Source organism: Thermococcus sp. 101 C5 (assembly GCF_009372125.1).
Lineage (GTDB): Archaea > Methanobacteriota_B > Thermococci > Thermococcales > Thermococcaceae > Thermococcus_A > Thermococcus_A bergensis.
Genome location: NZ_WHIZ01000017.1, coordinates 1 through 24,701, shown reverse-complemented (window position 1 = coordinate 24,701; position 24,701 = coordinate 1). Strand labels below are relative to the sequence as shown.

18 protein-coding genes and 1 CRISPR repeat array are annotated in these 24,701 nt (G+C 44.5%); of the genes, 5 read left to right on the top strand and 13 right to left on the bottom strand.

Annotation, left to right across the window (positions count from 1 at the left end; translation table 11 throughout):
• Nucleotides 1-67 precede the first annotated feature (67 nt).
• Nucleotides 68-1,303, top strand: a complete 1,236-nt coding sequence (locus GBV73_RS03995; RefSeq protein WP_152879466.1) for an alpha/beta hydrolase-fold protein — start codon at nucleotides 68-70, stop codon at nucleotides 1,301-1,303.
• On the opposite strand, the gene GBV73_RS03990 is transcribed toward GBV73_RS03995, so the two are convergent.
• Both GBV73_RS03990 and GBV73_RS03985 read right to left on the bottom strand, forming a co-directional pair.
• Complete coding sequence (locus GBV73_RS03990) at nucleotides 1,300-2,172, bottom strand: type I restriction endonuclease (protein ID WP_152879465.1); 873 nt, start codon at nucleotides 2,170-2,172, stop codon at nucleotides 1,300-1,302. The genes GBV73_RS03995 and GBV73_RS03990 overlap by 4 nt on opposite strands.
• 12 nt (nucleotides 2,173-2,184) lie before the next feature.
• Complete coding sequence (locus GBV73_RS03985) at nucleotides 2,185-2,913, bottom strand: Rossmann-like domain-containing protein (protein ID WP_152879464.1); 729 nt, start codon at nucleotides 2,911-2,913, stop codon at nucleotides 2,185-2,187.
• 55 nt (nucleotides 2,914-2,968) lie between these two features.
• Here GBV73_RS03985 and GBV73_RS03980 point away from each other — a divergent pair, with 55 nt between their 5' ends.
• The gene (locus tag GBV73_RS03980) at nucleotides 2,969-3,763 is read left to right on the top strand and encodes a class II glutamine amidotransferase (RefSeq protein ID WP_152879478.1); all 795 of its coding nucleotides are present in this window, start codon (nucleotides 2,969-2,971) and stop codon (nucleotides 3,761-3,763) included.
• Here GBV73_RS03980 and folP read toward each other — a convergent pair.
• Nucleotides 3,753-4,577 carry a dihydropteroate synthase gene (gene folP / locus GBV73_RS03975; RefSeq protein ID WP_371717004.1) on the bottom strand — a complete coding sequence of 275 codons (825 nt, stop codon included), beginning with the start codon at nucleotides 4,575-4,577 and terminating at the stop codon, nucleotides 3,753-3,755. The genes GBV73_RS03980 and folP overlap by 11 nt on opposite strands.
• Nucleotides 4,578-4,631: 54 nt before the next feature.
• Here folP and GBV73_RS03970 point away from each other — a divergent pair, with 54 nt between their 5' ends.
• Together GBV73_RS03970 and cas2 are read left to right on the top strand one after the other, a co-directional pair.
• A complete protein-coding gene (locus tag GBV73_RS03970; protein ID WP_152879463.1) occupies nucleotides 4,632-5,603 on the top strand; it encodes a beta-ribofuranosylaminobenzene 5'-phosphate synthase family protein in 972 nt (323 codons plus the stop codon).
• Between the two features lie 87 nt (nucleotides 5,604-5,690).
• Nucleotides 5,691-9,024: a CRISPR direct-repeat array (repeat unit 30 nt; unit sequence CTTTCAATTCTTCTAAAGTCTTATTGGAAC).
• A 522-nt stretch (nucleotides 9,025-9,546) separates the two neighbouring features.
• On the top strand, nucleotides 9,547-9,804 hold the full coding sequence (gene cas2 / locus GBV73_RS03965; protein ID WP_152879461.1) for a CRISPR-associated endonuclease Cas2: 258 nt from the start codon (nucleotides 9,547-9,549) through the stop codon (nucleotides 9,802-9,804).
• Nucleotides 9,805-9,819: 15 nt separating this feature from the next.
• On the opposite strand, the gene cas1b is transcribed toward cas2, so the two are convergent.
• From cas1b to GBV73_RS03915, 10 genes are all read right to left on the bottom strand, one after another.
• Nucleotides 9,820-10,788 (bottom strand): type I-B CRISPR-associated endonuclease Cas1b, encoded by a 969-nt coding sequence (gene cas1b / locus GBV73_RS03960; RefSeq protein WP_152879459.1) that lies wholly within the window; start codon nucleotides 10,786-10,788, stop codon nucleotides 9,820-9,822.
• Between the two features lie 5 nt (nucleotides 10,789-10,793).
• Nucleotides 10,794-11,303, bottom strand: coding sequence for a CRISPR-associated protein Cas4 (cas4, locus tag GBV73_RS03955; protein ID WP_152879458.1), 510 nt, complete (start codon nucleotides 11,301-11,303; stop codon nucleotides 10,794-10,796).
• A gap of 41 nt (nucleotides 11,304-11,344) precedes the next feature.
• Nucleotides 11,345-13,564 (bottom strand): CRISPR-associated helicase Cas3', encoded by a 2,220-nt coding sequence (cas3, locus tag GBV73_RS03950; protein WP_152879456.1) that lies wholly within the window; start codon nucleotides 13,562-13,564, stop codon nucleotides 11,345-11,347.
• Nucleotides 13,561-14,190, bottom strand: a complete 630-nt coding sequence (gene cas5b, locus GBV73_RS03945; RefSeq protein WP_152879455.1) for a type I-B CRISPR-associated protein Cas5b — start codon at nucleotides 14,188-14,190, stop codon at nucleotides 13,561-13,563. Before cas5b ends, cas3 begins: the two co-directional genes overlap by 4 nt.
• 4 nt (nucleotides 14,191-14,194) lie before the next feature.
• Nucleotides 14,195-15,271 carry a type I-B CRISPR-associated protein Cas7/Cst2/DevR gene (gene cas7i / locus GBV73_RS03940; protein ID WP_152879454.1) on the bottom strand — a complete coding sequence of 359 codons (1,077 nt, stop codon included), beginning with the start codon at nucleotides 15,269-15,271 and terminating at the stop codon, nucleotides 14,195-14,197.
• Nucleotides 15,268-16,734, bottom strand: coding sequence for a type I-B CRISPR-associated protein Cas8b1/Cst1 (cas8a1, locus tag GBV73_RS03935; protein ID WP_371717003.1), 1,467 nt, complete (start codon nucleotides 16,732-16,734; stop codon nucleotides 15,268-15,270). Before cas8a1 ends, cas7i begins: the two co-directional genes overlap by 4 nt.
• Complete coding sequence (gene cas6, locus GBV73_RS03930) at nucleotides 16,700-17,491, bottom strand: CRISPR-associated endoribonuclease Cas6 (RefSeq protein WP_152879453.1); 792 nt, start codon at nucleotides 17,489-17,491, stop codon at nucleotides 16,700-16,702. Before cas6 ends, cas8a1 begins: the two co-directional genes overlap by 35 nt.
• Before the next feature lie 141 nt (nucleotides 17,492-17,632).
• Nucleotides 17,633-22,783 (bottom strand): adenosylcobalamin-dependent ribonucleoside-diphosphate reductase, encoded by a 5,151-nt coding sequence (locus tag GBV73_RS03925; RefSeq protein WP_152879450.1) that lies wholly within the window; start codon nucleotides 22,781-22,783, stop codon nucleotides 17,633-17,635.
• A gap of 188 nt (nucleotides 22,784-22,971) precedes the next feature.
• Nucleotides 22,972-23,412, bottom strand: coding sequence for a ferritin family protein (locus GBV73_RS03920; protein WP_004066397.1), 441 nt, complete (start codon nucleotides 23,410-23,412; stop codon nucleotides 22,972-22,974).
• Between the two features lie 5 nt (nucleotides 23,413-23,417).
• Nucleotides 23,418-24,278: a cation diffusion facilitator family transporter gene (locus GBV73_RS03915; RefSeq protein WP_152879449.1), complete on the bottom strand. Its 861-nt coding sequence runs from the start codon at nucleotides 24,276-24,278 to the stop codon at nucleotides 23,418-23,420.
• Between the two features lie 115 nt (nucleotides 24,279-24,393).
• Here GBV73_RS03915 and GBV73_RS03905 point away from each other — a divergent pair.
• Nucleotides 24,394-24,701, top strand: a 308-nt coding sequence (locus GBV73_RS03905; protein WP_152878962.1) for a hypothetical protein, incomplete at its 3' end; no start/stop codon positions are given.

Genomic DNA, 24,701 nt, shown 5'->3' with positions numbered 1-24,701 from the left:
TAAACACTATGTGAGAGTACCCAGCAAACTTAAAATAGTATGAGAAACAAGACATTTTGGGATTCCAATGAAAAGATGGGGCTTGATATTAGTGGGCTTACTGTTTTTTGCAGGGTGTATAGAAAAGGGCCAAAAGATTTCAAGTACAGAGAGTCCTTCTTATACTACAGCTCCAATAAACACCACTATATCCCAAACATCTTCCACATCCGCTGAAGTCTCTGTGACTTTTGTTGTAGAAGTTCCGGACTATACTCCGGAAGAAGATACCATTTATATAGCTGGGAACTTCAACGGCTGGAACCCGGGGGATGAAAGATATAGGCTCAAGAAGAGGGCAGACGGAAAGTGGGAAATCACTCTGGAATTTCCTAAAGGAAGAAAAATCGAGTTTAAATTTACAAGAGGTTCCTGGGAAACCGTAGAGAAAGGTAAAAACGGAGAAGAAATCCCTAACAGAGTTCTCGTCGTTGAAAAAGAGGGAGAGTACAAATTTAAGGTTTATCACTGGAGGGATTATGTGGAGGAGGTAGGTATGGGAACGCATACAATAGTAGGAAATGTGATAACTTTCAAAATGAAAATTCCTCAGCTTGGTAACAGGGAAAGGAGAATATGGGTATATCTCCCGCCGGATTACAATCAGAGCGATAGGAGATATCCCGTTTTATACATGCACGATGGACAAAATCTCTTTGACCAGGCAACGTCCTTTGCAGGAGAATGGCAGGTTGATGAGACGTTAGAGAGGCTTTTTGAGGAAAAAGGATTCGCAATAATTGTTGTCGGAATAGATAACGGGGGAGAAAAAAGGATTGACGAGTATGCACCATGGGTAAATGCTGAATACGAAAGGGGTGGAGAAGGAGACGCTTACGTCCGCTTTATCGTTGAAACGCTGAAGCCTTACATAGACTCCCATTACAGAACTCTGCCAGACGAAACGGGCATAATGGGGTCTTCATTGGGAGGGCTCATCTCACTATACGCGGGCTTTAAGTATCCGGAGGTTTTTAAGTACGTTGGCGCCATGAGCCCCGCGTTCTGGTTTAATCCCGAGATTTACGAGTTTGTTAAAAACTCGACCGTTGGGCCAAAGAAGATTTACATTGACTGGGGCACTTTGGAACTAAAAGGCTCCAACGCATCTGCGGAGATATATGAAAAGCTCGAGATTCTCAAGGAGAAAGGATATATAGAGGGGGTCAATTTGCTGATAGTTATAGAGGAAGGTGCCGCACACAACGAATACTACTGGGCAAGGAGATTCCCCAACGCTGTGCTGTGGCTCTTTGAGGGCTAGATTTCAATTCCCACCTTAATGCCCTTTTCTTTTTCCAACCCTTTAAGTAGGAACAGTATCTTCTCTTTGCTCAGGGGGACCCCTCTTAAGTGACGATATGCCTCAAGAAGCTCGGTTTTTTCTTTTCCTTCTGCCTTCTCTGCCAAGTACAGCAACAGGGAAAGAAGAACGCCCTTCATGCTCTTCTCGATTAGAGGAACGACTTTCCATCCGTTGTCGTATAGGTAGAGGGCCCGGGGGAGTTCATCACCGCTCAGGTGCTCCAAAAGGAAGAAGCTCGGCTTTATCGTGCTCTGCAGGTATGAAAGGAGAGAATCTTTTGAGTATCCCTTCGCCCTGAGCATCTCGAACCCCCAGTAAAAAGCCTTTAGATAGTTGGCGTGCTCCTCCAGCGAGGTTATCCTGTCCTTCGAGAGAAAGCTGAGCTTCAGGGAGCTCTTCTCAAGGGGCTCGTTAAAAAGGTCTATCTTCAGAAGAACCCTATCTTCGAGAGTTGAGTTTTCTTCGAATGCCTTTACAACCTTCCACTGCACACCGTTTGTCAAGATGCCATATTTAATCCCATGGGAAAAGCAGTACTTGGCAAGCTGTCTTAGGGGCTTTTCGCTTTTCAAAACATTTACACTCAAATTTTTGGCCTCTAAATAAGCTACCACATTGTCATTGATAACGAGGGCATAATCTGCCCTCCCCTCTTCCGTCCTCTCCTCCGGTCTTACTTCTTTTGGGTTCTCCCAGTCCCATCCGAGGGCTTTAAATATCTCCCCTATAAGGTGCTGCTTCACAGCCTCTTCATTCCTTTCATAGAGTAGCCTGTGCTCCCGAACCTTTTTGAGGACGTTTATCACAGCTCCTTGCACTTCAAGCATCTCTCACACCTATCAGACTTCAATAACGTATTTCTTGCTCTGCTCTCCAAATCCTCTAAAACTTCCGAGTTTTAGGTTTATAAGGGCTTTCTCAACATCGATGACCTTTGCAGAAGCAAGATGAGTAACTCCGGTCCCCTTGAAGAACTCCGGCAATGCTTGGGCTGTTGCCCCGGTGAGCATGATTTTCTTTGCCCTTTTACTCCTCTCAAGTATCATATCAAGGGTGCAGTTTAACAAGGCGGAGCCACTCACAATTACAGCTTCCATTTCTGGGAGAAGAACGTACTCAAGGGCATCGCTTAAGGTCTCTCTGTTCCAGAGCTTGGGGTTTCTCTCGAACACGAACACCTTTTTGTTCTTATCTTTTAACGCCTTTACGATTGGAGGCATGTTCCCTATAACGGCAACTTTTTCCTCTTCTATTAGCTCTATAGCATCTTTTTCTTCATCCACCTCTAAGTAGTACTGAGAAACGGCGTTGATCGCCGCAAGCCCAAGGGTTCTTTCTATTATGTTAAGGCTGTCTGCCTTTTCTATAAACTCCTCCAAGCTTGGCTTTGTGAAGGTATTTTTATATTCACCAATCTCCTCTGGAAGAGTCATGGCCAGCCCTATAGATTTCCCCTTTTCCCCTTCAATAACAACGTAAGTGTATGGTAAAGCAAAAGAAAAGTCCACCAGCTTGAATTCCTCTTCAATCGCTTCCATTGCCCTCTCTTTTAACAGCTTCAACATCATTTCTACTCCTCCAATCTTTTTAAACAGTATTGCCTAAAAAAGTTTGGTGGATAAAATGTGCAGGGTGCTGTTTGCAGTTGGAAATGGAGAAGCGATGAAAGACCTTGTAGATGCGCTGGTAAAATCCTCTGAAAATGACCTTTACAAAGTAGCATTAGGTAAGGGTCCCTCCCATAAAGACGGCTGGGGATTCTTCTGGATGTCCAAAGATAAAGCCGAACATTACAAAACGATCAAACCCATTTTTGAAGACAAAGAAGGAGTCAAAAAGCTTTTAGACTCCTTAAAAGGTTTTGGAGTTTTATTGGCCCACACAAGGGCTGCAAGCCAGGGGAGTGTTAACCTCTTCAACACCCAGCCGTTTTCCTATTCCTCACCAAAGGGTTTTACGTTCTGGTTCTACCACAACGGCGACCTGAGAAAGGATGAACTTATAAAAATGGCAGAGTTCGAGGGGGAAATGCTCAAAGATGCTTCCGACAGCTACGTGTTCGGCCTCTATCTCTTAAGGAGGCTGTCATCTCTAAATGAGAGTGAAATCCTCAACACGTTTAAAGCCGCTCTTCCCACGGTTAAGACCACGCTCAATACGGGCACCCTTTTGGTTTCTCCAAATAACGTTAGGGGGTTTGTGACAGCATACATGGTTGAGAGCAGAGAAAAAGATCCCCTATTCAAGAGGTACTCGCGCCTTTTAAAAGTTGAAGAAAGAAACCTCTTCGCTGTCGTATCCTCAACCTTCGAGCTCTATTCGTCCCTTCCCTTTGAGGAAATCCCAAACGGAAGAGCGTTTTACACGGCTATAGAGTTAAAGGAAGAAAAGTTCGAGGTGAAAGAGCTCACTCTCTAAACTTTTTTATGAAGTTCGCTACCCTTACGGCATCGAGGGTCTCTTTAACGTCGTGAGTTCTTATTATACTGGCACCGTTCCATACTGCTATCGCTGTTGCACTTAAACTTCCGGCCAATCTTTCCAGCGGGTCTTTTCTTCCGGTTATGGCCCCTATAAACGACTTCCTCGATATTCCAACCAGGATTGGAAGCCCAAAGACCTTCAGCAGGTTCAGGTTTGCGATAACCTTAGCATCCCACTCATACCATGGAGGATATTTTGGCCTTAGAAATCCAATTGCCGGGTCAACTGCTATTTTCTCCTTTTCAATGCCATGTTTGTATGCAATCTGGAGGCTCTCTTTGAGAGCATCAATAACTTCATGAACGGGGTCTGTGAAGTCCCTCACTTCTTTGTGGGCGCAAACCACAACCGCAACACCGTATTCTCTAGCCACTTCGGCCATTTTTGGGTCTCCCTTGAGGCCGGTAACGTCGTTTATGATGTCCGCTCCTGCCTTGATCGCTTCCTCAGCAACTTTTGCGTTTGTTGTGTCTATGCTTATTGGGACGTTAACATGCTCCCTGATGGTGCTTATCGCCCAGACAGCCCTTCTAACCTCTTCTTCCACAGGTATCTGGGTTTCCAGGTAGGGTGCCGTGGATTTTGCACCTATGTCTATGAAAGAAGCTCCATCCTTCACCATTTGAACCGCGGTTTCTATAAGCTCTTCCTCGTTTTGCCGGACGCTTCCCTTATAGAAGCTTTCTGGGGAAATGTTAATAACTCCCATAATTCTTGGCTCGTCTAAACTTATCCCTGCAAACCTCACGGTCTCACCGAAAAGTGTTTTAATGCCTGCCCTATAAAAACATGGGGTGGGAAAATGTTAATCGAGACGCCGAAAAGGCTGCACCTTGGCTTGATAGATCCTTCTGGATTGCTGGGAAGACGGTTTGGGTCACTCGGAGTTGCCCTCGACGGGGGATATAGGGTAAGGGTAATGCCCCACGATAAACTTGAAATAAAGGCAGATGGAGAGGACAGAGAAACAATACGCCATGCTGTTGATAAAATGAACCAGAAATTTGCAACGGGGTTCAACTACCTTATTCAAGTTGAGAGAACGATTCCAAGGCACATCGGTTTGGGCTCCACCACCCAGCTAAGTCTTGCCGTGGGACTGGGAATTGCAAGGTTGAATTCTCTTAGACTTGAAATCGAGGAGCTGGCTTCTACTCTTGGCAGAGGGAAAAATTCTGGTGCTGGAATTTATGCTTTTAAGTACGGCGGCTTTGTGATAGACGGTGGTGTTAAAGGCAAAATTCCACCTTTAATCATCAGGGAAGATTTTCCGGAGGACTGGGGATTTCTCCTGATAATTCCGGAAACAAAGAGGGGGTTTGATGAGGAGGAAGAAAAACCAATAATGCAGAGCGTAAAAGGGGAAAGCAGTATAGCGGAAAAAATCTCCTACAGAATTCTTCTCGGACTGCTGCCTGCCCTAAAAGAGAGAAACATTGAAGAGTTTGGAAAACACTTAAGCGAAATCCAAAAGCTTGTTGGGAAGCACTTTGAAGAGTACCAAGGTGGGGAATTCAGGGAAGACGTTAAGCTCATCATGGAGTTCCTGAGTGAGAACACATACGGCTATGGGCAGAGCTCCTGGGGGCCAACGGTCTACGGACTGATAAAGAGGGATGAGTATGGGATTATAAAAGCAAAGGCTCATGACTTTCTGAAGGAGCACGGGATTAATGGTGCAGTTGAACTTGGCGTCCCGAGAAATAGAGGGGCAACGCTTGTTGAAGAGAATGGCTACATACTAAGGCTCATCAACAGAGTCGCCCGAGAATAGTGCTAAGGATTTTTTGATTTTTTCTAAACGTCTTCTTATTGGAACCTTTGAAGTTTCCACAATAATAGCATAATCTAGAGCAGACAGCTTTCAATTCTTTTAAAGTCTTATTGGAACTTGTTTTTTGGAGTGTTATTTGTATTGTTCTTGATGACTTTCAATTCTTTTAGAGTCTTATTGGAACCGTTGAAGCGTAGTTTATCATCACGTTGATTCTCCTCTTTCAATTCTTTTAAAGTCTTATTGGAACCTGCTCGGCATCGTCACGACGTACACTCCGCTTTATCCCTTTCAATTCTTTTAAAGTCTTATTGGAACAGGTTTTTAGAGAAAAAGAAGTTCTTAAAAATCCCGGTTCTTTCAATTCTTCTAAAGTCTTATTGGAACTTGCAGCTGAGCAAGTGTTTACTGCAGCCATTATGAGTCTTTCAATTCTTCTAAAGTCTTATTGGAACCTTAATCTTATCGGGAGCTATATGATAACCAAGCCTTTCTTTCAATTCTTCTAAAGTCTTATTGGAACAAGACGATGCTTTAACGAAATATTTATTTGCTAAATATTTCTTTCAATTCTTCTAAAGTCTTATTGGAACAAACTTGTAAAACGTTCCCAAAATATACCCACATTTTTCTTTCAATTCTTCTAAAGTCTTATTGGAACTATCACCGTTGGCAGCCTTCGTGCTGTTCCTGGTTGTTCTTTCAATTCTTCTAAAGTCTTATTGGAACAAGGGATAGCAAAGGGCAAGATCGTAAGAGTAGAAAACTTTCAATTCTTCTAAAGTCTTATTGGAACGAGCTGGGATATTATTCATAGTGCTCATAGTTTATACTTACTTCTTTCAATTCTTCTAAAGTCTTATTGGAACCAAAAGACCTATTAGTGCGACGACTCCGGCGTGTTTCTTCTTTCAATTCTTCTAAAGTCTTATTGGAACCCCTATTGAAGCTTCATCAACAACTAAGACAGCCTCATTCTTTCAATTCTTCTAAAGTCTTATTGGAACATAAGGTTATGAAAGCTTTTGAAATCTTTAAGGGTAGTCTTTCAATTCTTCTAAAGTCTTATTGGAACTCACTTATTATATTCATCTTAAGCATCTTGTCCAAATCACTCTTTCAATTCTTCTAAAGTCTTATTGGAACGCATCCGCCTAATAAGATAAAGTTAGCAACTGTATACGAACTTTCAATTCTTCTAAAGTCTTATTGGAACATTTACAACGACCCGGACAATCCTCCTTTGGATGGGCTAGCTTTCAATTCTTCTAAAGTCTTATTGGAACTTATTACCACCACCATTGCGTATAAGATCATGTCGTCGAACTTTCAATTCTTCTAAAGTCTTATTGGAACCAAAGGCACAGTACTAGTCACATTATCCTTTATATCACTTTCAATTCTTCTAAAGTCTTATTGGAACAATGAGAAAAAAGATGAGCTTATGCTTGTTCTAATACTCTTTCAATTCTTCTAAAGTCTTATTGGAACACCTCCTTGCGTAGTAATTCTCTTAGTAGTTCGCTTACTTTCAATTCTTCTAAAGTCTTATTGGAACGACAAGACGGCGGAGGAACAATGACTCAAATCATTCACTTTCAATTCTTCTAAAGTCTTATTGGAACGGATTAATTTTGCCTCTCCTTATAGTCGCAATAGGCTTCTTTCAATTCTTCTAAAGTCTTATTGGAACGAACGCTAAACGGAAATCAAAGACGTATGCACGTAAGTTCTTTCAATTCTTCTAAAGTCTTATTGGAACATGTTTAGGCTCCTCCCTATGCCCTTTTCCACACACTTTCAATTCTTCTAAAGTCTTATTGGAACCCGCCTAATAAGATAAAGTTAGCAACTGTATACGAACTTTCAATTCTTCTAAAGTCTTATTGGAACTTTAACATTACTTTTTCCCCCCGTAGAGCATATCACCGCTTTCAATTCTTCTAAAGTCTTATTGGAACCTAGCAGTCACAAGCTTCGTGGCGGGCCTCATCGTACTTTCAATTCTTCTAAAGTCTTATTGGAACACGTAGATGTGAAAGCAAGCGCATGGAAAGTCTACTTCCTTTCAATTCTTCTAAAGTCTTATTGGAACGACTATTGCAACAAGTGATTTATCTAAAGAAGAAATGACTTTCAATTCTTCTAAAGTCTTATTGGAACCCTCTCATGGTTATCCTTCCTCTTCTCTACCCTAACTACTTTCAATTCTTCTAAAGTCTTATTGGAACTTATTTATTTCAACAGCTCAAATTATAGTAACGGCTTTCAATTCTTCTAAAGTCTTATTGGAACCTCCCCTGAGGCTTTGTGCTTTAATTCAGCCGTTACCTTCATCTTTCAATTCTTCTAAAGTCTTATTGGAACCATTGAGGTTCAATTAGCCCACGACCCGCAAACAAACACAGACTACACTCTTTCAATTCTTCTAAAGTCTTATTGGAACTTTATCTGGTCTTTGTTGTGTTGTTGATTGAGTAGGTCTTTCAATTCTTCTAAAGTCTTATTGGAACCTGAGGAAATGAGGTGGGATTCAAAAAGAGAAGCTTACATGACTTTCAATTCTTCTAAAGTCTTATTGGAACAAGAAAATTATCCTAAGTCCATTGGGGAAGATACTTTCCTTTCAATTCTTCTAAAGTCTTATTGGAACTTGTTGAAATGAGACTTGAAGCTAAGTTCCAAACACCTGACTTTCAATTCTTCTAAAGTCTTATTGGAACACATTACCAACTCGTTCATTACTGTTGAACAGGCCTCCTTTCAATTCTTCTAAAGTCTTATTGGAACGACGAAGAAGCCAAGCGCCTACTTGCTCTTTTCACCCTCTTTCAATTCTTCTAAAGTCTTATTGGAACCCTCTTCCAAGCCACACACTTCCTTATCTTACCCTTACTTTCAATTCTTCTAAAGTCTTATTGGAACATGGAGAGGCATAAAGAAGGTTGGCAGTGTTGCTCTACTTTCAATTCTTCTAAAGTCTTATTGGAACCTAAAAGCTCGGTGCTCAGATTGTATCACTAAGCACTTGCCTTTCAATTCTTCTAAAGTCTTATTGGAACGGGTTTAAAACTCTGAAGGTAACAATTGAGGGAGAGGGCTTTCAATTCTTCTAAAGTCTTATTGGAACCCACCAATTGAAGAGCAGGAAATGAACGTAGCCGCACTACTCTTTCAATTCTTCTAAAGTCTTATTGGAACGAAGAGCTAATGAAAGAGGAAGAAGAGGGAGAAATCAACTTTCAATTCTTCTAAAGTCTTATTGGAACACGAGTACAACGGGAAGACGTACCAAGGAATCGCCGCCATTGTGAGCTCCGACTTTCAATTCTTCTAAAGTCTTATTGGAACAATCCTAAGTCTATGAGTTACAGAATCATTCAAAGAGAATCTTTCAATTCTTCTAAAGTCTTATTGGAACAGGGGCGATTTTTGCTTGAATTCACCTATAAGCCTATTAGAGGGCTCGAAATATTTAAGGCTTTCGATAAAGGGGTAATAACAACGCCTCTAGAAGTCTGCAATTCCACCATGGAATGGAGAGATAAAACTACTCAAACCCCCCAAAACCTTCAGAATTTCTAATGTTCATTCCTGTTCACGAGACTTCCAGAACAAAAACAAAAGCCTAAATTAGATTTAAGGAACTATAATGCTACTAAACACTAAAAGGTCAAATTTCCATGAGGAGAGAGTACTCAAAGAGCTCTCAGACGGCTCTCTTCAAAATTTCGAAAAAATTTCGTTACAAAACTCTCAAAAACCTGTAACTCATTGTCTGATAGTAACTTTTAGTTACTAAAGACTTCCAAAGCCGTTATAAAAGGTAGTTTTTCATTTAATTCTCTCCAAGAAGGACAAATTAAAAATGACGCTCTCTCAACGTGATAGGGTTCCAAAAAACATAAAAGAGAGTCTGCCCAAAGTCTATATCGGTGAAGCCATGTACGTGGTTATTGTATATGACGTTGCCGTTGATAGAGTTAACAAGGTTAAGAAGTTCCTCAGGCAGTACCTCCACTGGGTTCAGAACAGCGTTTTTGAGGGTGAGATAACACTCGCAGAGTTCGAACGAATAAAAGCCGGGATAAAAGAGCTAATAGACGAAGATGAGGATTCAATCGTTATTTACAAACTCCGCTCAAGGCCGCAGAGAGAAATAATAGGGGTGGAAAAGAACCCGCTGGAAGATATTCTCTAGGTATTATCTTTCTCTTTAAAACCACGCCACCAGCGGCTCATATTCCTTGATTCCAACGAGGTGCTTTATTAGCTTGTACGCCTCAAGTCGTATCAGTCTCTGCTTCGTGACGTTCTTTTTCAGGCCGGGGTGCTTTACGCTCTTACCTAGCTCATCGTTGTATGCCTTTATCACGGCCTTCATACCTTCCTTTGTTAGCAGGACACCGTTTAGCTCTTCCCTGAAGTGTTCCTTCTTTATTGTCCCCTGCTTCACGAGTCTGTTTGCTATTCTGTCTGCAATTATCGGCTTGAAAATCTCACTTAAGTCAAGAGCAAGGGAGAACCTCCTCTCGCTTGGTTCATGGAGATAGCTCACCGTTGGAGCCAACTGGGTGTTGTAGAGTTCACTAACTATGGTTGCATAGAGCCTTGAGTTCAGGAAGCTTATCAGGGCGTTCATTTCATTCTCGGGAGGTCTTCTAGTTCTTTTTACGATTTTAAAACCATCTGGCAGAACTTCGTCCCAGAGATTATAGTATTCCTGCCTTATCCTTGCCTCGACGTTCATGACCTCTGTTATTTTCCTCGCCATCTCAAGCTCTTTTAGAAGCTCCTCGAAGGAAACGTTTATTTTCCAGCGCTTCAGGTTGAGCTCCATGTTTTTTGCCGAACCAGTAACAAAAAGCTTTGCAAGTTTAAGCCTTTTTTCTTTATTCAGGTAGTGCTCGGCCTGCTTGATAAGCAAATCCCCCGAGTGAAGGCTTTCCCTCGGGTAAAAGGAACCATCATAGTGGCCGTAGTAGTTGAAAAAGTGGACTGCAATACCCTTCTGGGCTAGAAAATGGAGAGCCTGTGAGCTTATGTTGACGTGGCCGTAGATGTAGATGTCGTAGATGCCCTCAACGGCAAGGGGCTTCCTCCCTTGGGCGTTCTCGAAGTAGAGGGTGTTTTCCCTCCGCGTAAGGGTTCCATCAGAGAGCAGGGTCAGGGACTTCTTCCTCATCTCAATCACACCCAGCAGAGCTCATAGTAGGCACACTTTCGGCATTTCTTTGATTTAAACGCTTTTGGAGGGGTGGAAAGAGAGGTTATCCTTTCAACCTCCTTTATTGCGTCTTCAACCTCTTCTTCTCTCCCGTCTAAGGTTAGTTCTTTGGTCTCCCGGAGTTTGGGATAGTTGATGATAGCTCTTGCCTTTATGCCGATCTTTTTGAGGTAGTAAAGGTAGTAGAGGGCCTGCATCTCATGGGCTTTTTCCATTGTTCTGCCTTTCTTAACTTCGTGAACCTCGATAATGTCTCCTTTTTTGATGAAGTCTATTTTTATGCTTCCTATCTGGACTTCCTTTTCTTCTTCGAAATAGCTCTTCTCATGGAGGAATTTGCCCAAATCTACCCACTCACTTTCTTGCTCCATTGTGATGCCCTTCGAGAAATACCAGAGCTTTGTAGGACAGATGAAGAGGTAGTTTATCTCGGTGCCGCGGATGAGAAGGTGATCTTCGGGATATGTTTCCATCGAGGATCACCTAAATTTTTACATTCAAATAGAATTTCTCTTTACATGAAGAACAAAACTTCTTCATCTTCTACTTCATCTATAAGCCCGACCTCGGAACTGTACTTCAGATTAGCAATCACCACACGGTGTTTTTTGTCGGGGATAAAAACATCTCCAAGTCTGTTTTTGAGGGCGTAGTACTTCCAGTAAGAGATAGGCACAAGATAGCGCTGGACTTCGATTCCCATTCCTCTCTTAATTAAGTCGCTAACTATCCCCGCAAATCTGGCCGGGACAACTTCTAATCCCCTGAACATTTGATAGAACCGCGTTTCGCTTTCACTCTTTTTGAGGGGCTGTAATCCTTCAAAAAGGTCGAGAGCAGTCTGTCTGTACTTCCGGATCTCTTTAATGAGCCTCTCCTTCACTGGAGAATAAGCTTCGCTCACAAGCTCTGGAATAGTGGACTCTCTAAGCTCATGCCCGTTTAGTTTTTCCAGAATTCTAAGGCTTTCACCCACTATACAAGGGTCATACACCTTGCTGTCATTCTCGGAGCCCTCTTTTAATACATGAACAGTGGCTATTCTCTTTTCCTTCCATCCATGCCGGTTGACCCTCCCAAAGCGCTGGATGAGGGCATCAAGGGGCGCAGGCTCTGTCAGGATTGTTCTGAAGCTGATGTCGAGCGAAACTTCGACCACCTGAGTTGCCACCACAAAGTCATACTCCCTTAGATTGTCCCTGAGCTTCCTCTCAAGTTCTTCCCGGTCACCGTAGGTGAAGCGGCTGTGAAGAAGCATGACCCGATAACCGGCGTCCTTGAGCTGCTTATATGTCTCTACGGCTCTATCGACGGTGTTACACGCGATTAGTGCAGGAGTGAGACCATTTTCCACCGCCCTCCGTGCAAAGTCCAAGAGGCTGTCCTCAATTGAGCCATCCACGATCTCAATGCGGTGCCTCGTGAACCGGTCGGCCTCGTCATCAGGAACCTTCAGAACTTTGGGGCTAAGCACATCCACAAAAAGCTCTTCAATGAAGTCTGGGAGCGTCGCAGACATGACCAGGGTTTTTGTCTTATACCCCCTCAACAGCTCCAGCATTGCAAGGATTATGCCGAGAACGTTTGGCTCATAGGCGTGTATCTCGTCAAAAACGAGAAGCGAACCGGAGAGCTCAGTCTTAAGCATCTCGTGAAAGCCGACCCCAAAGAAAGCTTTCATTAGCTGGAACGGTGTGGTGACCTTCATTGGCGTGTATATCTTGCGGTAGAGCGAACTAAGGCGCCTGTATTCCATAAGAGAGGCATACATGTAGAACCCGGCCGAACTGTGGAGAACGCCCACCAGTGAGGGGTCGGAAAATACCCCTAGCATCCTCTGGTGCATCGCGTTTATGCTCGCCTTGTAGGGCAAAACGTAAAAGATTCTGCTAGCTATGCTCTTGTTCTTCCGAAAGGCATTTCTATTCGCCCATAATAGCGCCGCCTCGGTCTTCCCATAACCTGTGGGTGCTCTTAGGAGGAGGTTCCCCTCGGACTCAGAAGCCTCGAGCTGCACAGGTCTTAATTTCCCCCGTGGAATTTTTGCCTCAAGGCGCTCCGCTATATCTGGCAGAAGCTGTATTCCTGTCTCACCAGCAGAGGCGAGGTGGTCTGAAGCATTGAGAAGACCCCTCATAAACGTTAAGGTCGTCTTTTCGGCCTCGACGTTTTCTTTATACCACTCCATCAACCGCTGAAAGTCAAATTCTCCAAGCTTTTCTTTCCAGTCTTCCGGAAGCCGGAACCTCTTTGGAGGCTTTTTTGTGCCGAAGTAATAGGCTTCCATGTTGGGAATCCTAGGGAGGAAGAAGTTCTCGATGTATTCCGCCCTTTCCAGGAGTTCCTCAAGCCTCTCGTCAAATTCCAACCTCACCGGAACGCCCGGAACCCTGACCGGGATTATGTCAGCTATTTCGTTCAGAGGCTTGTGGTGGGTGAGTATTGCGAGCGCTATCAGGTTGCGCTCCCTCTCTGGAAAGTCTAGGAACTGCACAAAGGGGACTGAGAGGAGTTCGTGCCGATAGCCCCACTTATTCTTCTTTTTCTGAAACCCAGAAGCACACTTCCCAAGGTCATGGAGAAGGACTGAATAAAAAGAAAGCTCAAAAATGCCGGGAGAGATTTCCTCGAGCCACGTAAACGACTCCTTAATGCTCTTCAGTACGTTAATTGCATCAAGGGTGTGACATTCGAGGAACTGGTGGGGATTGAACTTGGCGTAGCATAGCTTCATGTGCTCCACCTATGGAGGAAAACCCCCACACCAAGTTCAGGGTCGTAGAGAGCGCGTGCGGTCTGACGCTTCTTTTCCGCAGGGGTTCTTGGGAAAGGCAACACCACAAAGGGCTTGACGAGCCTTGCCCTCCTTGGGACTGTCGAGTAGTCGTATTCGACGACGAGGGCGTGAACCATGCCGGGGACACCCAAGTCGAGGGGCACCACAGTGCCGCCCAAGGGGACTTCCCTCTCCTCAAGCTCAACTTTTTTGACTTCTTCCACCGTCGCTATGTCACTCGACCGGCCGAGTAGGAGCTGGTAGCGCGGCCTCTTGAATGCTTCCTGCCACTCGTCCGGGAGGTAGAGGTAGAGTTCGGCGTTGTAGTGGAACTCCCTTTTCATTATGTCCGTTTCTATCTTCCCAAGGGCGTAGATTTTCTCAAGGTCTGTCCCTTTTCCTTCGCTCCTGAAAACGTAGCCGACGTAGGGTACCTTCGTCAGGTAAACAGGCTCCCCCTTAGCCGCGGACAGTATCCCCTGAATTGTTGATGGTGGTGGCACCGGTAGAGTTGGCTGGTAACCTGACTGAAAGGTGGGAAAGCGAAAGGAGGCAGTCCACGCCCTTAGCTTCACCCGTATCATGAACTCACCCGTAGTAGGCTTCGACTTCCTTTACAAACTCATCTATTGCTTCCCCAACTGTTCCCTCAAAGACTTGGATACCCTTCTCTTCAAGTATCTTCCTACTTTCCTCCATGTCCCAGTTGAGGGACTTCAGGAAGCCATCGTCATAGCCGATGTAGAGTTTTGCGTTCTCTGGGATAACTTCCTTAAGGTCACTGAGCCTCTTTGCTAGGGCTTTGGCATCAAACTTGACCTCACCATTCTCCTCAAAGACAACGTCGCTGATGAACGGGTTTATTCCAGCGTCGATGTTAAGCAAAAGGACGAACTTTGGGGTAACATCGGTGTGATACTGCGTCTGCTTAGCCCCGCCCGTGAGGAAGCGGAGAGCTTTTATGGTCTCACTTGCGCGCTTTTTCCTTATTTCCGGAGGCATGAGCCACTCCTTCTCACCCTTCTGGACGTTTAGTTGCTCCGCAATCTTCTCTATTTCCTCCACTTCTGCGAATACCTCTTCGTTGTTCTTGTTTCTCTTGTTGGGCAGGTCATCGCGCGTGAGAAGGTTCTTGAAGCCCGCTTTGCTTATTATCGTGAAGCGCCCAACGGCGTCGAGGTCTAGGGAAAAGGCCCCCTTTAAGACCGTGGAATAGAACTCTTGGCTGTATGGGACGGGATCTCCTTCGTGCCTAGAGGCATAGCCATCGTCAACTGTGAGGGAGCTCCTGTCGGGGAGAACTGAGACTAGTGGTGTGTTCTTAAGTGGGGAAACCCGGGTAACCGTTACGTTCACACCTCCCTTTTTGAATGCCCTCATGTAGCCAAAGATGTCATCGTCGGGATACTTGAGGGGGTTGGCTGCAGTGAACACCTGCTTCTGCTCGCGGTAGAGTGGAGAGAGTTCCCAGTTGAAATGCTCTCTTAATGTGGAGCGCCACCAGTAACGCCAGGCCTGCGAGGAGACGTAGGGATAGCGCTTTCCGCCACGTCTAAAGGTCTTAACCCTAGTCACGTTCCTATCGGCGAGGCTTTCGTCTATGCCCAGCATGTTCAACGCCGAGTGCGGCGCGTCTATCAAAACTAAACCGGTTGCAAACCTCATTCTTCACCACCCTCCTCAAATTCTTCTTCAGTTTCTTCATAGGTCTCGGCCTCCTCAGAGGAGGCCTTCATAAGCCTGTCGTGGAGCCGCTCATAGATGCGGAACAGAAGAAGGTTCCTGACGGTCTTCCAGGAGACGTTCAGGTCTTCTCCATAGCTCGTTAGTATCCTTGCGAAGTCGTCGAAGCCCATCAGGGCTCCGGGAATTCCAAGCTCTTGTCTGTCCTTCTCAACCCTCACAAAGAAAGCCTCAAACTGGTAGAGCCTTTCCGCCCTTTCCAGCTCCCTGATGCGCCTCGAAAGCTTGTTGTCGGGCAGTTTTTCCACGGTCTCCACAATCTTATCGGCAACTCCTTTAATAAACTCCAAAGCGTCCTTATCCAAACCCAACACCTCCGAGCAGTAAAACAACAGAAGCTCCCACTTTGCGTTCACACGACGGTTTTGGGTGTCGATGAAATATTGGAGTATGCTCTCCCCAGAAAGGAGCTTTGCGTAAACATCGTTGGGATAGCGCTTATTGAACTCTTCAAACTCCTCCTCGCTCGGCCTTTTCCTCCAGCCCATTGAAACTATGTTCTTCCATCCCATTCTGTCAATCCTTGCGGCGAATGCAACGAACCGGATAACCGGGTTAGGGACGTATATGAGCTCTATCTCCTGCCCCTGGTTGTTGTTAACAAAGTAATATAGGGTTATTGAGGCATTCTCCAGTTCGCCTGTTTCAAGGTCTGTCCCAATTTCCACAAGTTTTTCAAAGAGAAAGTTCTCCGCCCTCTTGAAGTTCCTAGCAGTGGAAGCAAGCTCATTCCGTTTAATGTCATCTATAGCCTCTTTATGAAACTTCAGCATCAGTTCGTAGGGATGCGTATGGATTACCAGAACTCTAGAAAGGCGATAGGCAACTAATGGCATTAGCTGGGCCAAGAAAAGGCAATGGGAGCAGATATTTGCCCCTTCTTTTCCTGATGGGAAGTAATTTGGAACTCCTCCCGTGCCGACGAGTGGAAAGTCTGAGCGGTAGACGGGCTTATTTCTGGCGTGTCTCCTACCGCAGATCTCGCATAAAGGAGCGTTTAGGTCTTCATTTTCATAGAGTAAATCAAGAAGATTTTTCTTGACCGCTTCGGGTGTTCTTTTCTTACTCATGCTTGGATTTGCCATGAGTATTCCACTATTTGGAAGCATCATCGCATGAATGTATCCCGAACTCCACTCCTTTCTGGCATATAATTTAGAGGCAAAGTCCACAGCCTTTTCGATGTCTGCCTCACTTAGTTCCTCTGGTTTCTTCTTTCCACTTAGCAGTAGCAATGCAACAAGCCCTGCATCAACGAAAGGATGTCCTGTCCAGTCAAAAGGAGGAACATTTCTAGTATTGGTTGTAGGGGAGCTAGGGAGTTGACCATCTCTTGAATCCTTAAGAAATTCATCTAGGGGCTTTACTTTTCCGATTTTCCTCACCTCCCTTTAATACCCTCTTTACCCTCGCCCTCCGTCCATCAACCTTCACCATCCCAAATCCAATCGAGTTCTTCTCTCCGAAACCGGCCTGATAACCTACTTTGATTAGCTCGTCATCCCCATAAGCCTTGAAGACGAGGTGCCAGGCCCTCTGGAAAATGCCCGGTTTTACTTCAAACCGCTTTGGTTTAGCCTTGAACACTTTAACCTCAAACTCATCCGGCGGCGCCTTACCATAAAGCAAAACATACTTCTCCTTCAAGTTCTCCTTCAGGTTACTGTAAAACTCCTCCTCCGTTGGAGAGAGGTCGTACCGCTTAAGCTTCCCAAGCTCGGGCTTTAAAGTCGTGACAGCAATTGGGGAGAGTGTAGAGTAAGTCCTCCCACTGTAAGAGGAAGGCTCTGCCAGTGCTTTAACCTCCTCCACGTAGAACTCTTCGCCCCAGAGCTTCACCTCCGGCTCCCGGAGGAGGCCACCAATGAAGGCTTCAGCAATTTCCGCTATGGGCGTGGAGAAGTAGAAGAAACCCTTGCCGCTCCCAATGAAGTACTTCTCTCCGGGAATTGTCTTCCTTTTTTCGGTCATGAAGAGTGAGTACGTGAAGAGCTTCGGAACCTTTGGGCGGTGGAGGTTTAGGCTTAGTCCGGGGTTTACTCTTTGAATCCTCCGGTATATGAGGCCTTGGAGGTAGTGCTGGTGGTTGTATGGGACTTTAAACTCGGAATTTTTCCCATCAAGTCTTATTAGGAACCGCATAAATATCCCCATCAAGGGTTTTGATATCACTACCTATACGACTTTGAAATATTTAAATTTTATCCAAGAACGATAATACAACATTTACTATTGCTTGAAGAACTTTGCCCCTTATTAAAACAATGAAATTTAAAAGAAGGGTCAAGAAATCACACACTTGCTCCAGCCGCATTTGGGACAGGTGGCGCATCCGCTCTCCATCTTGAGCTCCACGAGCTCTCCATCTTTTTCATAGCACACCGGACAGTAGGCTACCCCAAGAAGGTCTTTTACGTTTCTTTCCTTAATGGTTTCCGCTGCTGGTTTTTGGGCTCTTGAGATACTCAAAGAAAACACCGGTGCTTCTTTTCCGTTGGTGCCGTCTATTATCGCCTCAACATTGATGAACTTTTTGAGCCACGATTCACTCTCAACGATCTCTCTGAGTATTTTCTTTGCATATTCGCTCGGCTTTGCCGGTACGCGCTTCTTCTTCTCACCCTCCACAGAGTACACCTGAACGCTCAGGCTTCCGTCCCTGTAAACTGTAACTCCCTTACATCCAAGGGCATGGGCTAGGAGGTAAGCGGCCTTAACGTCTTCAACGGTTGCGTCGTTTGGCATGTTTATGGTCTTGCTTGCGCTATCGGTGAGCCAGAGCTGGATGCTTGCTTGGGCCAAGAGGTGGTCAAGCCAGTGAATGTCCATTGCGGTCACAAAAACTCTCTGCATGTCTTCCGGTATCTCCTCGAGTCCCTGCACGCTTCCGTAGTTGTCGCTTATCTTTTGAAGGATCTCATCGTTGTAAAGTCCTCTCTTCTTAAGCTCAGCCTCGAAGACCGGGTCAACGTAGTAAAACTCTCCAACCGTGACGCTCTTCTTGTAAACTAGTGCAAAGATTGGCTCAATTCCACTTGAGGTATCTGCTATCATTGAGACGCTTCCCGTCGGCGGGCATGTGGTTACCATTGCGTTCCTTACGCCGTATTTCTTGATTTCCTCAACAAGCTCATCCCACGGGAGGTTCCATATCTCCCTGTGGTAGTAGCCCTCCACCGGCAGCTCTCCCTCAGGATATCTGGTCTTCTCGTAAAGCGGGAAGGTTCCCCTCTTCTTTGCCGCCTCTATGCTGTACTTGTATGCGTAGAAGGTCAGGTACTCCGTTGCCTTCCTCATGAAGTCGTAGCCTTCCTTGCTGTTGTAGGGAATTCCAAGCTTGAACAGGGCATCTGCTAACCCCATCATCCCAACGCCGATTCTTCTGGTGAGCTTTGTGTTGTGGTCAATCTCCGGAAGCGGGAACTTGTTCACATCGATAGCGTTGTCGAGGTATTTGGCAACTTTCATTATAACTTGAGCATATTCATCCCAGTCGAAGTAGGGCTTTCCTTCCTCGTCGTATTTTACAAACTTTGCTAGGTTTATAGAGGCTAGATTACACGATTCGTAGTCATAGAGGGGCTCTTCCCCACAGTTGTGGCTCATAAATCCGTTGGAGACATAGCTATGAATCTCCGGTACCGTTAAGTCATAAACAATTTCTTCTCCGATGATTTCCACACTATCAACTCTTGCGTAGGGTTCGTCAATTTTTGTTTTATTGAGCCTAATTTTTTCTTGTTTTTCTCCTTCGAAGCCAATCTTTTCTGCAAACAGCTTTCTGCTGTAGTTTGCTATAACGAGTTCATAATATCCCTGCGCTTCGTAGATTTTCTTTTCACCGTCTTTGGTTGTGTATTCAAATGTACCCTTGTATGGCCTTTCGTAGATTTTTGATAGTATACCAAAGAGAAGCAGTAAATCTTGGACGTCTCTTAAAAGCTCCCTATCCCTTGAAGTTAGTCTTATTGCACTATCATTGTCCACGTAGCCGTCAGCTGTGAAGAGACCTCTTAAAAATGCTCTGATCTCATTTGGCTTTAAGCGGTAAACGATTTCTGGAACTCTTTTTTCGTTCGTTTTGACTATTTTCTCAAAGAATCTGTAGGCTTCGCCCCTCACTCCAAGCTTGATTTCACTTCCGTATTTGTGAGGTTCGGCTTTGGAGTTAAAGTGCTTCTTGAGTATTTCAGAGATTTTATGCGCCATCTCCTCTTCTTTTTCAGCGTTGAAGTAGAACCAAACCCTCTTATCATTTGTGTTAATATATCCATCCCCAATAAACCATCCCAAGGCAAACGCTAAATCTTCACCTATACTCTCGCTTCCAAAGTCATCCTCGATCTCAAACCTTGGCAAGGCTATTAAATCACCTTCTTTAAGCTCTTCAACTGCTTTCCAGCCATCCTTTGTCATTATCTTATGGTCAAGGGTAGCGGTTATCTCGTAACCCTCTTTTGTCTTTACTCTAGCCACTTTCTTTCTTCCAACTTTCCAGACATAGGCTTTGGTTTCAATGGGGTCTGCTACAGCGAGCTGCTTTCCGTGTGCAGTCTCATAAATGACTTCTTTCTCTTCTTCATTTGGAAGTAGGATCGTTATTGGATAAGCGAACTCTTCTCCTTCCTCAGCTATTCCTTCAACTGCAACAACTTTTTCTTCGTTCCTTTCTTTTGCAATCCTAAAGAGCTCTTCAATCTTGAGGTAGCCCTCGGGTGTTAAAACCCTTGTATCCCCAACAACACATGGGTTGGTTGCACGGATTTTTTCACCCTTTGCAGGCTCCAAAACGTTTCTTCTGTTTATTATGTCAAAGAACACTACGCCCGGATCAGCCTTTGCCCATGCCATGTAGGCCAATTCTTCAAAAAGGCTCCTTGGGTCGATTTCCTTGACCTTTTTCCCTGTTCTTGGATTGATAAGAGGATACCTCTTCCCTTCTTTGAGGGCTTCCCAGAAGTCAGCCCAAAGGCCTACGCTAATGTTGAAGTTGCTTAAAACGTTTGTTCCAACATTCTGCTCTTTTGCATGGATGAACTTCTCAATATCCGGATGCCAGACCTCAAGGATTCCCATGTTCGCTCCTCTTCTCACTCCACCCTGCTTTATCACATCGCTAACGGCATCGATGAGGTGCATGAACGATACGGGTCCGCTGTTAGAGGTGTAAATTCCGTTCCCAGTAAGGAGATGAACGTCCTCAACCTGAAGATCATAAACATGGGCCTTTCCGAGAGGTTCTATCTTTGAAATTTTTGTGGGGTATAGCTTTGAGAGCATTTCGAAATACTCTACTTCTTCCGGTTCAAGCCTAAGCTCATCTTTTAGCTCCAGTATCTTCTTTATGAATGCCCTGTGGGTGACTTTTGAGTTGTAGGCAAGAAGTTTGTAATCTCGCTGTATTTTTGCCCGGGTTTCTGGGTTCTTTATACGGTATATTGCATTGAATGGGAATGAGAATTTCTTGTTCTTTCCGTTTTCCTTTAGGTTATCTATAGCTTCATCTGCCATTTTCGAGAGCTTAACTGACTCCTTCAAGATACTAAACGCTTTAAGTTTCATATCCTTTGTTTGGATTCTGAGGGTATGAACAGTCTGGTGACCGGGAGTGGAAGGAGAATACTCTTGTATGCTCGTTACTATTCCAAGAGCTATTAACAGAAGTTGTGCATCTTTTATAAAATCCTTTGAAATAGACTTGAAAGCTATTCTATAGTGTTGATCTACTGAACCGTCCCCGTCAAAGAATCCAGCTAAGAAAGCGGCCATAACGGGAGGGTTGCTCCTGAAAATGGCGTCGGGCACACGTATGTTCTCAGATTTATCTTTTGAAAGACCGTTTATTTCAAGGAATCTCACAATCTTAGTTGAGGGTATCACCAGTGTTAACTTGTTGCTCTCTTCCCTGAGGAACTCCTTAGGTTCTATGCCAAAGAGTTCCGTGAAATACTTTTTAACTTTCTCCTTTATCTCGGTTTCTGTTTTATTCAGATAGATTTCTATTTTAGAATTCTTTCTTCTTCCATTTTCGAAATAGTGTCTAATGTGACCATCAGCATATATTATTCCAAGGAGGTAAGCGAGCCTCTCATCGAGTATTTCTGGTAAATTAACATCGTAGCCTTTGCTCTTAAGTTCAACATCTGTTTTTAGTCTGATGTATTCACTACTCTCCCATTCGGATGCAAGTATGTAGATGTAATCACCAATGTTTAACTCCCTGAGGGGCTTAAGGATTGGCGTTCCGTTCTCATCAAAGACAAGGAATTTGTGATCTTCAGTAACCTTAACTTCATAACCATCTTCAGTAACGACCCTGAACACTTCCATTTCTCCATTATCGTACGCCTCAATAATGCTCTTCAGGCCTGCGTGGGTGACTATCCTTGGTTTTTCCCCGTGTACTATTTCTTTGATTGGTATGAAACCCTTTTCCGTAAGTATTCTAGTGTCTCCAGTAAAACATGCTGCTCCAGTCGTCGTTCCAACCAAATCTCCCTCTGGACGGAGTTTTGAGAAATTCAAACCTGTGCCGCCACCCATTTTTTGGATTATAGCTACATCATGGGCTGCTTTCATTATGCTCTCCATGTCATCCTCTATCGGCACAACGAAGCAGGCTGAGAGCATTCCCAACGGTCTTCCAGAGTTTATAAGGGCCGGGGTGTTTGGCATGAAAATCTGGCTTACCATTAAGTTAAAGAACTCCTCGACGACCTCTTCATACTTGTCAAACTCTCCCCTATCGAGCATATTCAAGAATTCGTCAATGCTTACCTTCATTTTTCCTTTCTCTGCCAGTTCTCTGTAAAGGTTTACCATCCTCTCGAAGTGGTACTTGTTGAGCTTGAAGCGACCTATGCTGTAAACGTTATCGAAGTTCTCAAGGTTCTGCAGGTAGTATTCGACTCTCTTCAAATCTTGGGCGTATCCCCCTTCTTTAGAGAACACTCTCTCGTCATACAGGAGATCGGGAATTGCGGCTAAAATGGCAACCCTCTCAAAGAGCTGCTTTGGACTCTCGATTATTTTTCCTTCTTCATTCTTCATGAGGTACCTGCTTGCCAGAACTCTAAGGGCATTTATTGAGAAGCGCTTGTCTATCTCGTCGAGCTTCTCTTTGTTGAGTATTCTCCTTTTCTCTTCTCTAATCTCTGCTTTCTTCTTCCTGTAGATTATGTAAGCTTTGGCAACATCAAAAAGGCCATTTCTCATCAGCTCTAGCTCTACTATGTCCTGAATGTTCTCTATGTGGGGGGTCTGCCCATCATAAAGCTCATTGATCCTATCAACAACATCCTTCACAATCTTATCGAGAAGATTCTCATCCCTTACCCCAACTTCCCACATTGCCCTTTGTATAGCCCATCTTATACGGCTCTCATCGAAAGGAACTATCCGGCCATCTCTTTTCATCACTTTTTCAACTGGCATATAAACCACCCTGTCATATTATTTTGCTATTCCGCAGTACCATAGTAAAAGTATCGGTAGGAAATAATGAGCAGGTAAGGTAAATATATCTTGCCCTTGCTGAGATTGCCAAGGTGACAAATATTGAAGACAGAGCCCGTCGGAATAATAAAGAGTAGAAAAACCCCCAAGTCGGATATTTTATCCAACTATTCCTCTAAACCCTCATAGATAATCTTCAGCCTGTAGGCATGTTTGAGCTCTTCTTGAGCCATCATGTTGAATATCTCGCTTAAAGAACCGCTAAGTATCTGGCTTAGTTTTTTGTAGAGCTCATAGCTGTGCTTTTCCCTTATGAGGGCCTCTAAGATAAGATCAGTCAGTGTCTGAGGCTCAGCCCTCTCATCCTGGAAGTATGGCTCCAGGCTTAAAGAATCCACGTAATCTATAACCGCGGTTTTTTCCAGAGTCTTCTCACTGCTGAACTTCTCAATTGTATTTTTGTGCCTCAGCTCTTCACTTGCAAGCCACTGGAAGTGTTCGATTAAAGAGGGGTGCTCATAGGTAGCAAAGGTCTCTCCGAGCTTGTAGAGGTTGTAAAGCTCGTTCTCCTGGTGAACTATCTTCTGCAGGAGCTCTTCAAGCTTCATCTTTCTCACTCCGTTATCCCTTTGATATCTACATGGACAAACGCCGCCTCAACCTCATCCAGGTCTTCGATTTTCCTTTTAACTTCTTCGCTTATGTCATGTGCCTCTTTAAGGGTGAAATGTGGGGGAACTTCTATGTGCATTTCAACGTGCAGTTTTGTGCCAACGTAGTGCGCCCTCAGGTCATGCACCCCAACAACACCCTCAACGCTGAGTGCAGTTTCTTTAATCTTTTCACACAGCTCAAAGGGTGGGGAAGCGCCGGTCAGGTAGTTTATGTTTCTGAAGACTATCTCAGCAGCAGCCTTACCCACAAGCAAAGCCACGACAAGTCCTGCCAAAGCGTCCCCATAGGTAAAGCCCAGCCTTTGAAGGAGTAAGCCTATTAAAACAGCGACACTGCTCAGTGCATCACTCCTGTGGTGATAAGCATCTGCAACAAGTATCTGGTTGTTGAGCTTCTTTCCCACTCTAAGGGCGTACTGGGTCATTGCTTCCTTTGAGACAATAGAAATCACAACAACGGCAAGCATGACCGAGTTCACTTCAATAACATGCCCGCTGAAGATTCTTTTCAGGGCATCTCTGGCTATTTCATAAGCAACCAGAAAGAGCAATATGCCTATAAAAAAGGCAAACAGGGATTCAAATCTGGAATGGCCGAAGGGATGGGTTTTATCGGCAGGCTTTGATGCGATCTTAACCCCGAAGTAGCCCACGATACTTGTCGCAACATCCGAGAGAGAGTGTATACCATCGGAAATCAAAGCCAAACTGGAGTATAAGAACCCAACAAAAACCTTCAGAATAGCCAAAAGAACGTTTCCAAGGATGCTCGCTATTAAAGGCCTGTAAACCTCTTCCATAGGTTACGCCCCTCAGTCCGTCACTCCATCATCACGACTCAGGTAAGGCTGAACTCTTCATTGGGTGTTACACAATTCGCATGAGACTTTTAAATCTTTTTCAAAAGACTTGGGCGTGTTTATAGTAACCTTTATTAGGGTTTTTGCTGAATTCTTTCGGGTGGTTGTCGTGATCCCCAGATGGGATCACAGACTCAAAGACCCTGAAAGCGTGGCATTCGCAATTCTTGACGTTTTAGCAGACTTCGAATCAGAAGGAAAGCTGAAGAACCTGCCAAAATCCAAAAAATTTCCAGTAAAAACAATACTGGCAATACTCCTCTTTAAACAATACTACAACCTACCTCTCAGAGACGCCCAGCACTACGGCAGAAAATTCTTCGGAGCAAACATTCACTACTCAACCCTCCACAACTGGGAGAA

Coding starts and splice junctions, on each gene's coding strand:
- GBV73_RS03995 (WP_152879466.1), top strand. CDS start 68: ATGAAAAGATGGGGCTTGATATTAGTGGGCTTACTGTTTTTTGCAGGG.
- GBV73_RS03990 (WP_152879465.1), bottom strand. CDS start 2,172: ATGCTTGAAGTGCAAGGAGCTGTGATAAACGTCCTCAAAAAGGTTCGG.
- GBV73_RS03985 (WP_152879464.1), bottom strand. CDS start 2,913: ATGATGTTGAAGCTGTTAAAAGAGAGGGCAATGGAAGCGATTGAAGAG.
- GBV73_RS03980 (WP_152879478.1), top strand. CDS start 2,969: ATGTGCAGGGTGCTGTTTGCAGTTGGAAATGGAGAAGCGATGAAAGAC.
- GBV73_RS03970 (WP_152879463.1), top strand. CDS start 4,632: ATGTTAATCGAGACGCCGAAAAGGCTGCACCTTGGCTTGATAGATCCT.
- cas2 (WP_152879461.1), top strand. CDS start 9,547: ATGTACGTGGTTATTGTATATGACGTTGCCGTTGATAGAGTTAACAAG.
- cas1b (WP_152879459.1), bottom strand. CDS start 10,788: ATGAGGAAGAAGTCCCTGACCCTGCTCTCTGATGGAACCCTTACGCGG.
- cas4 (WP_152879458.1), bottom strand. CDS start 11,303: ATGGAAACATATCCCGAAGATCACCTTCTCATCCGCGGCACCGAGATA.
- cas3 (WP_152879456.1), bottom strand. CDS start 13,564: ATGAAGCTATGCTACGCCAAGTTCAATCCCCACCAGTTCCTCGAATGT.
- cas5b (WP_152879455.1), bottom strand. CDS start 14,190: ATGATACGGGTGAAGCTAAGGGCGTGGACTGCCTCCTTTCGCTTTCCC.
- cas7i (WP_152879454.1), bottom strand. CDS start 15,271: ATGAGGTTTGCAACCGGTTTAGTTTTGATAGACGCGCCGCACTCGGCG.
- cas6 (WP_152879453.1), bottom strand. CDS start 17,491: ATGCGGTTCCTAATAAGACTTGATGGGAAAAATTCCGAGTTTAAAGTC.
- GBV73_RS03925 (WP_152879450.1), bottom strand. CDS start 22,783: ATGCCAGTTGAAAAAGTGATGAAAAGAGATGGCCGGATAGTTCCTTTC.
- GBV73_RS03920 (WP_004066397.1), bottom strand. CDS start 23,412: ATGAAGCTTGAAGAGCTCCTGCAGAAGATAGTTCACCAGGAGAACGAG.
- GBV73_RS03915 (WP_152879449.1), bottom strand. CDS start 24,278: ATGGAAGAGGTTTACAGGCCTTTAATAGCGAGCATCCTTGGAAACGTT.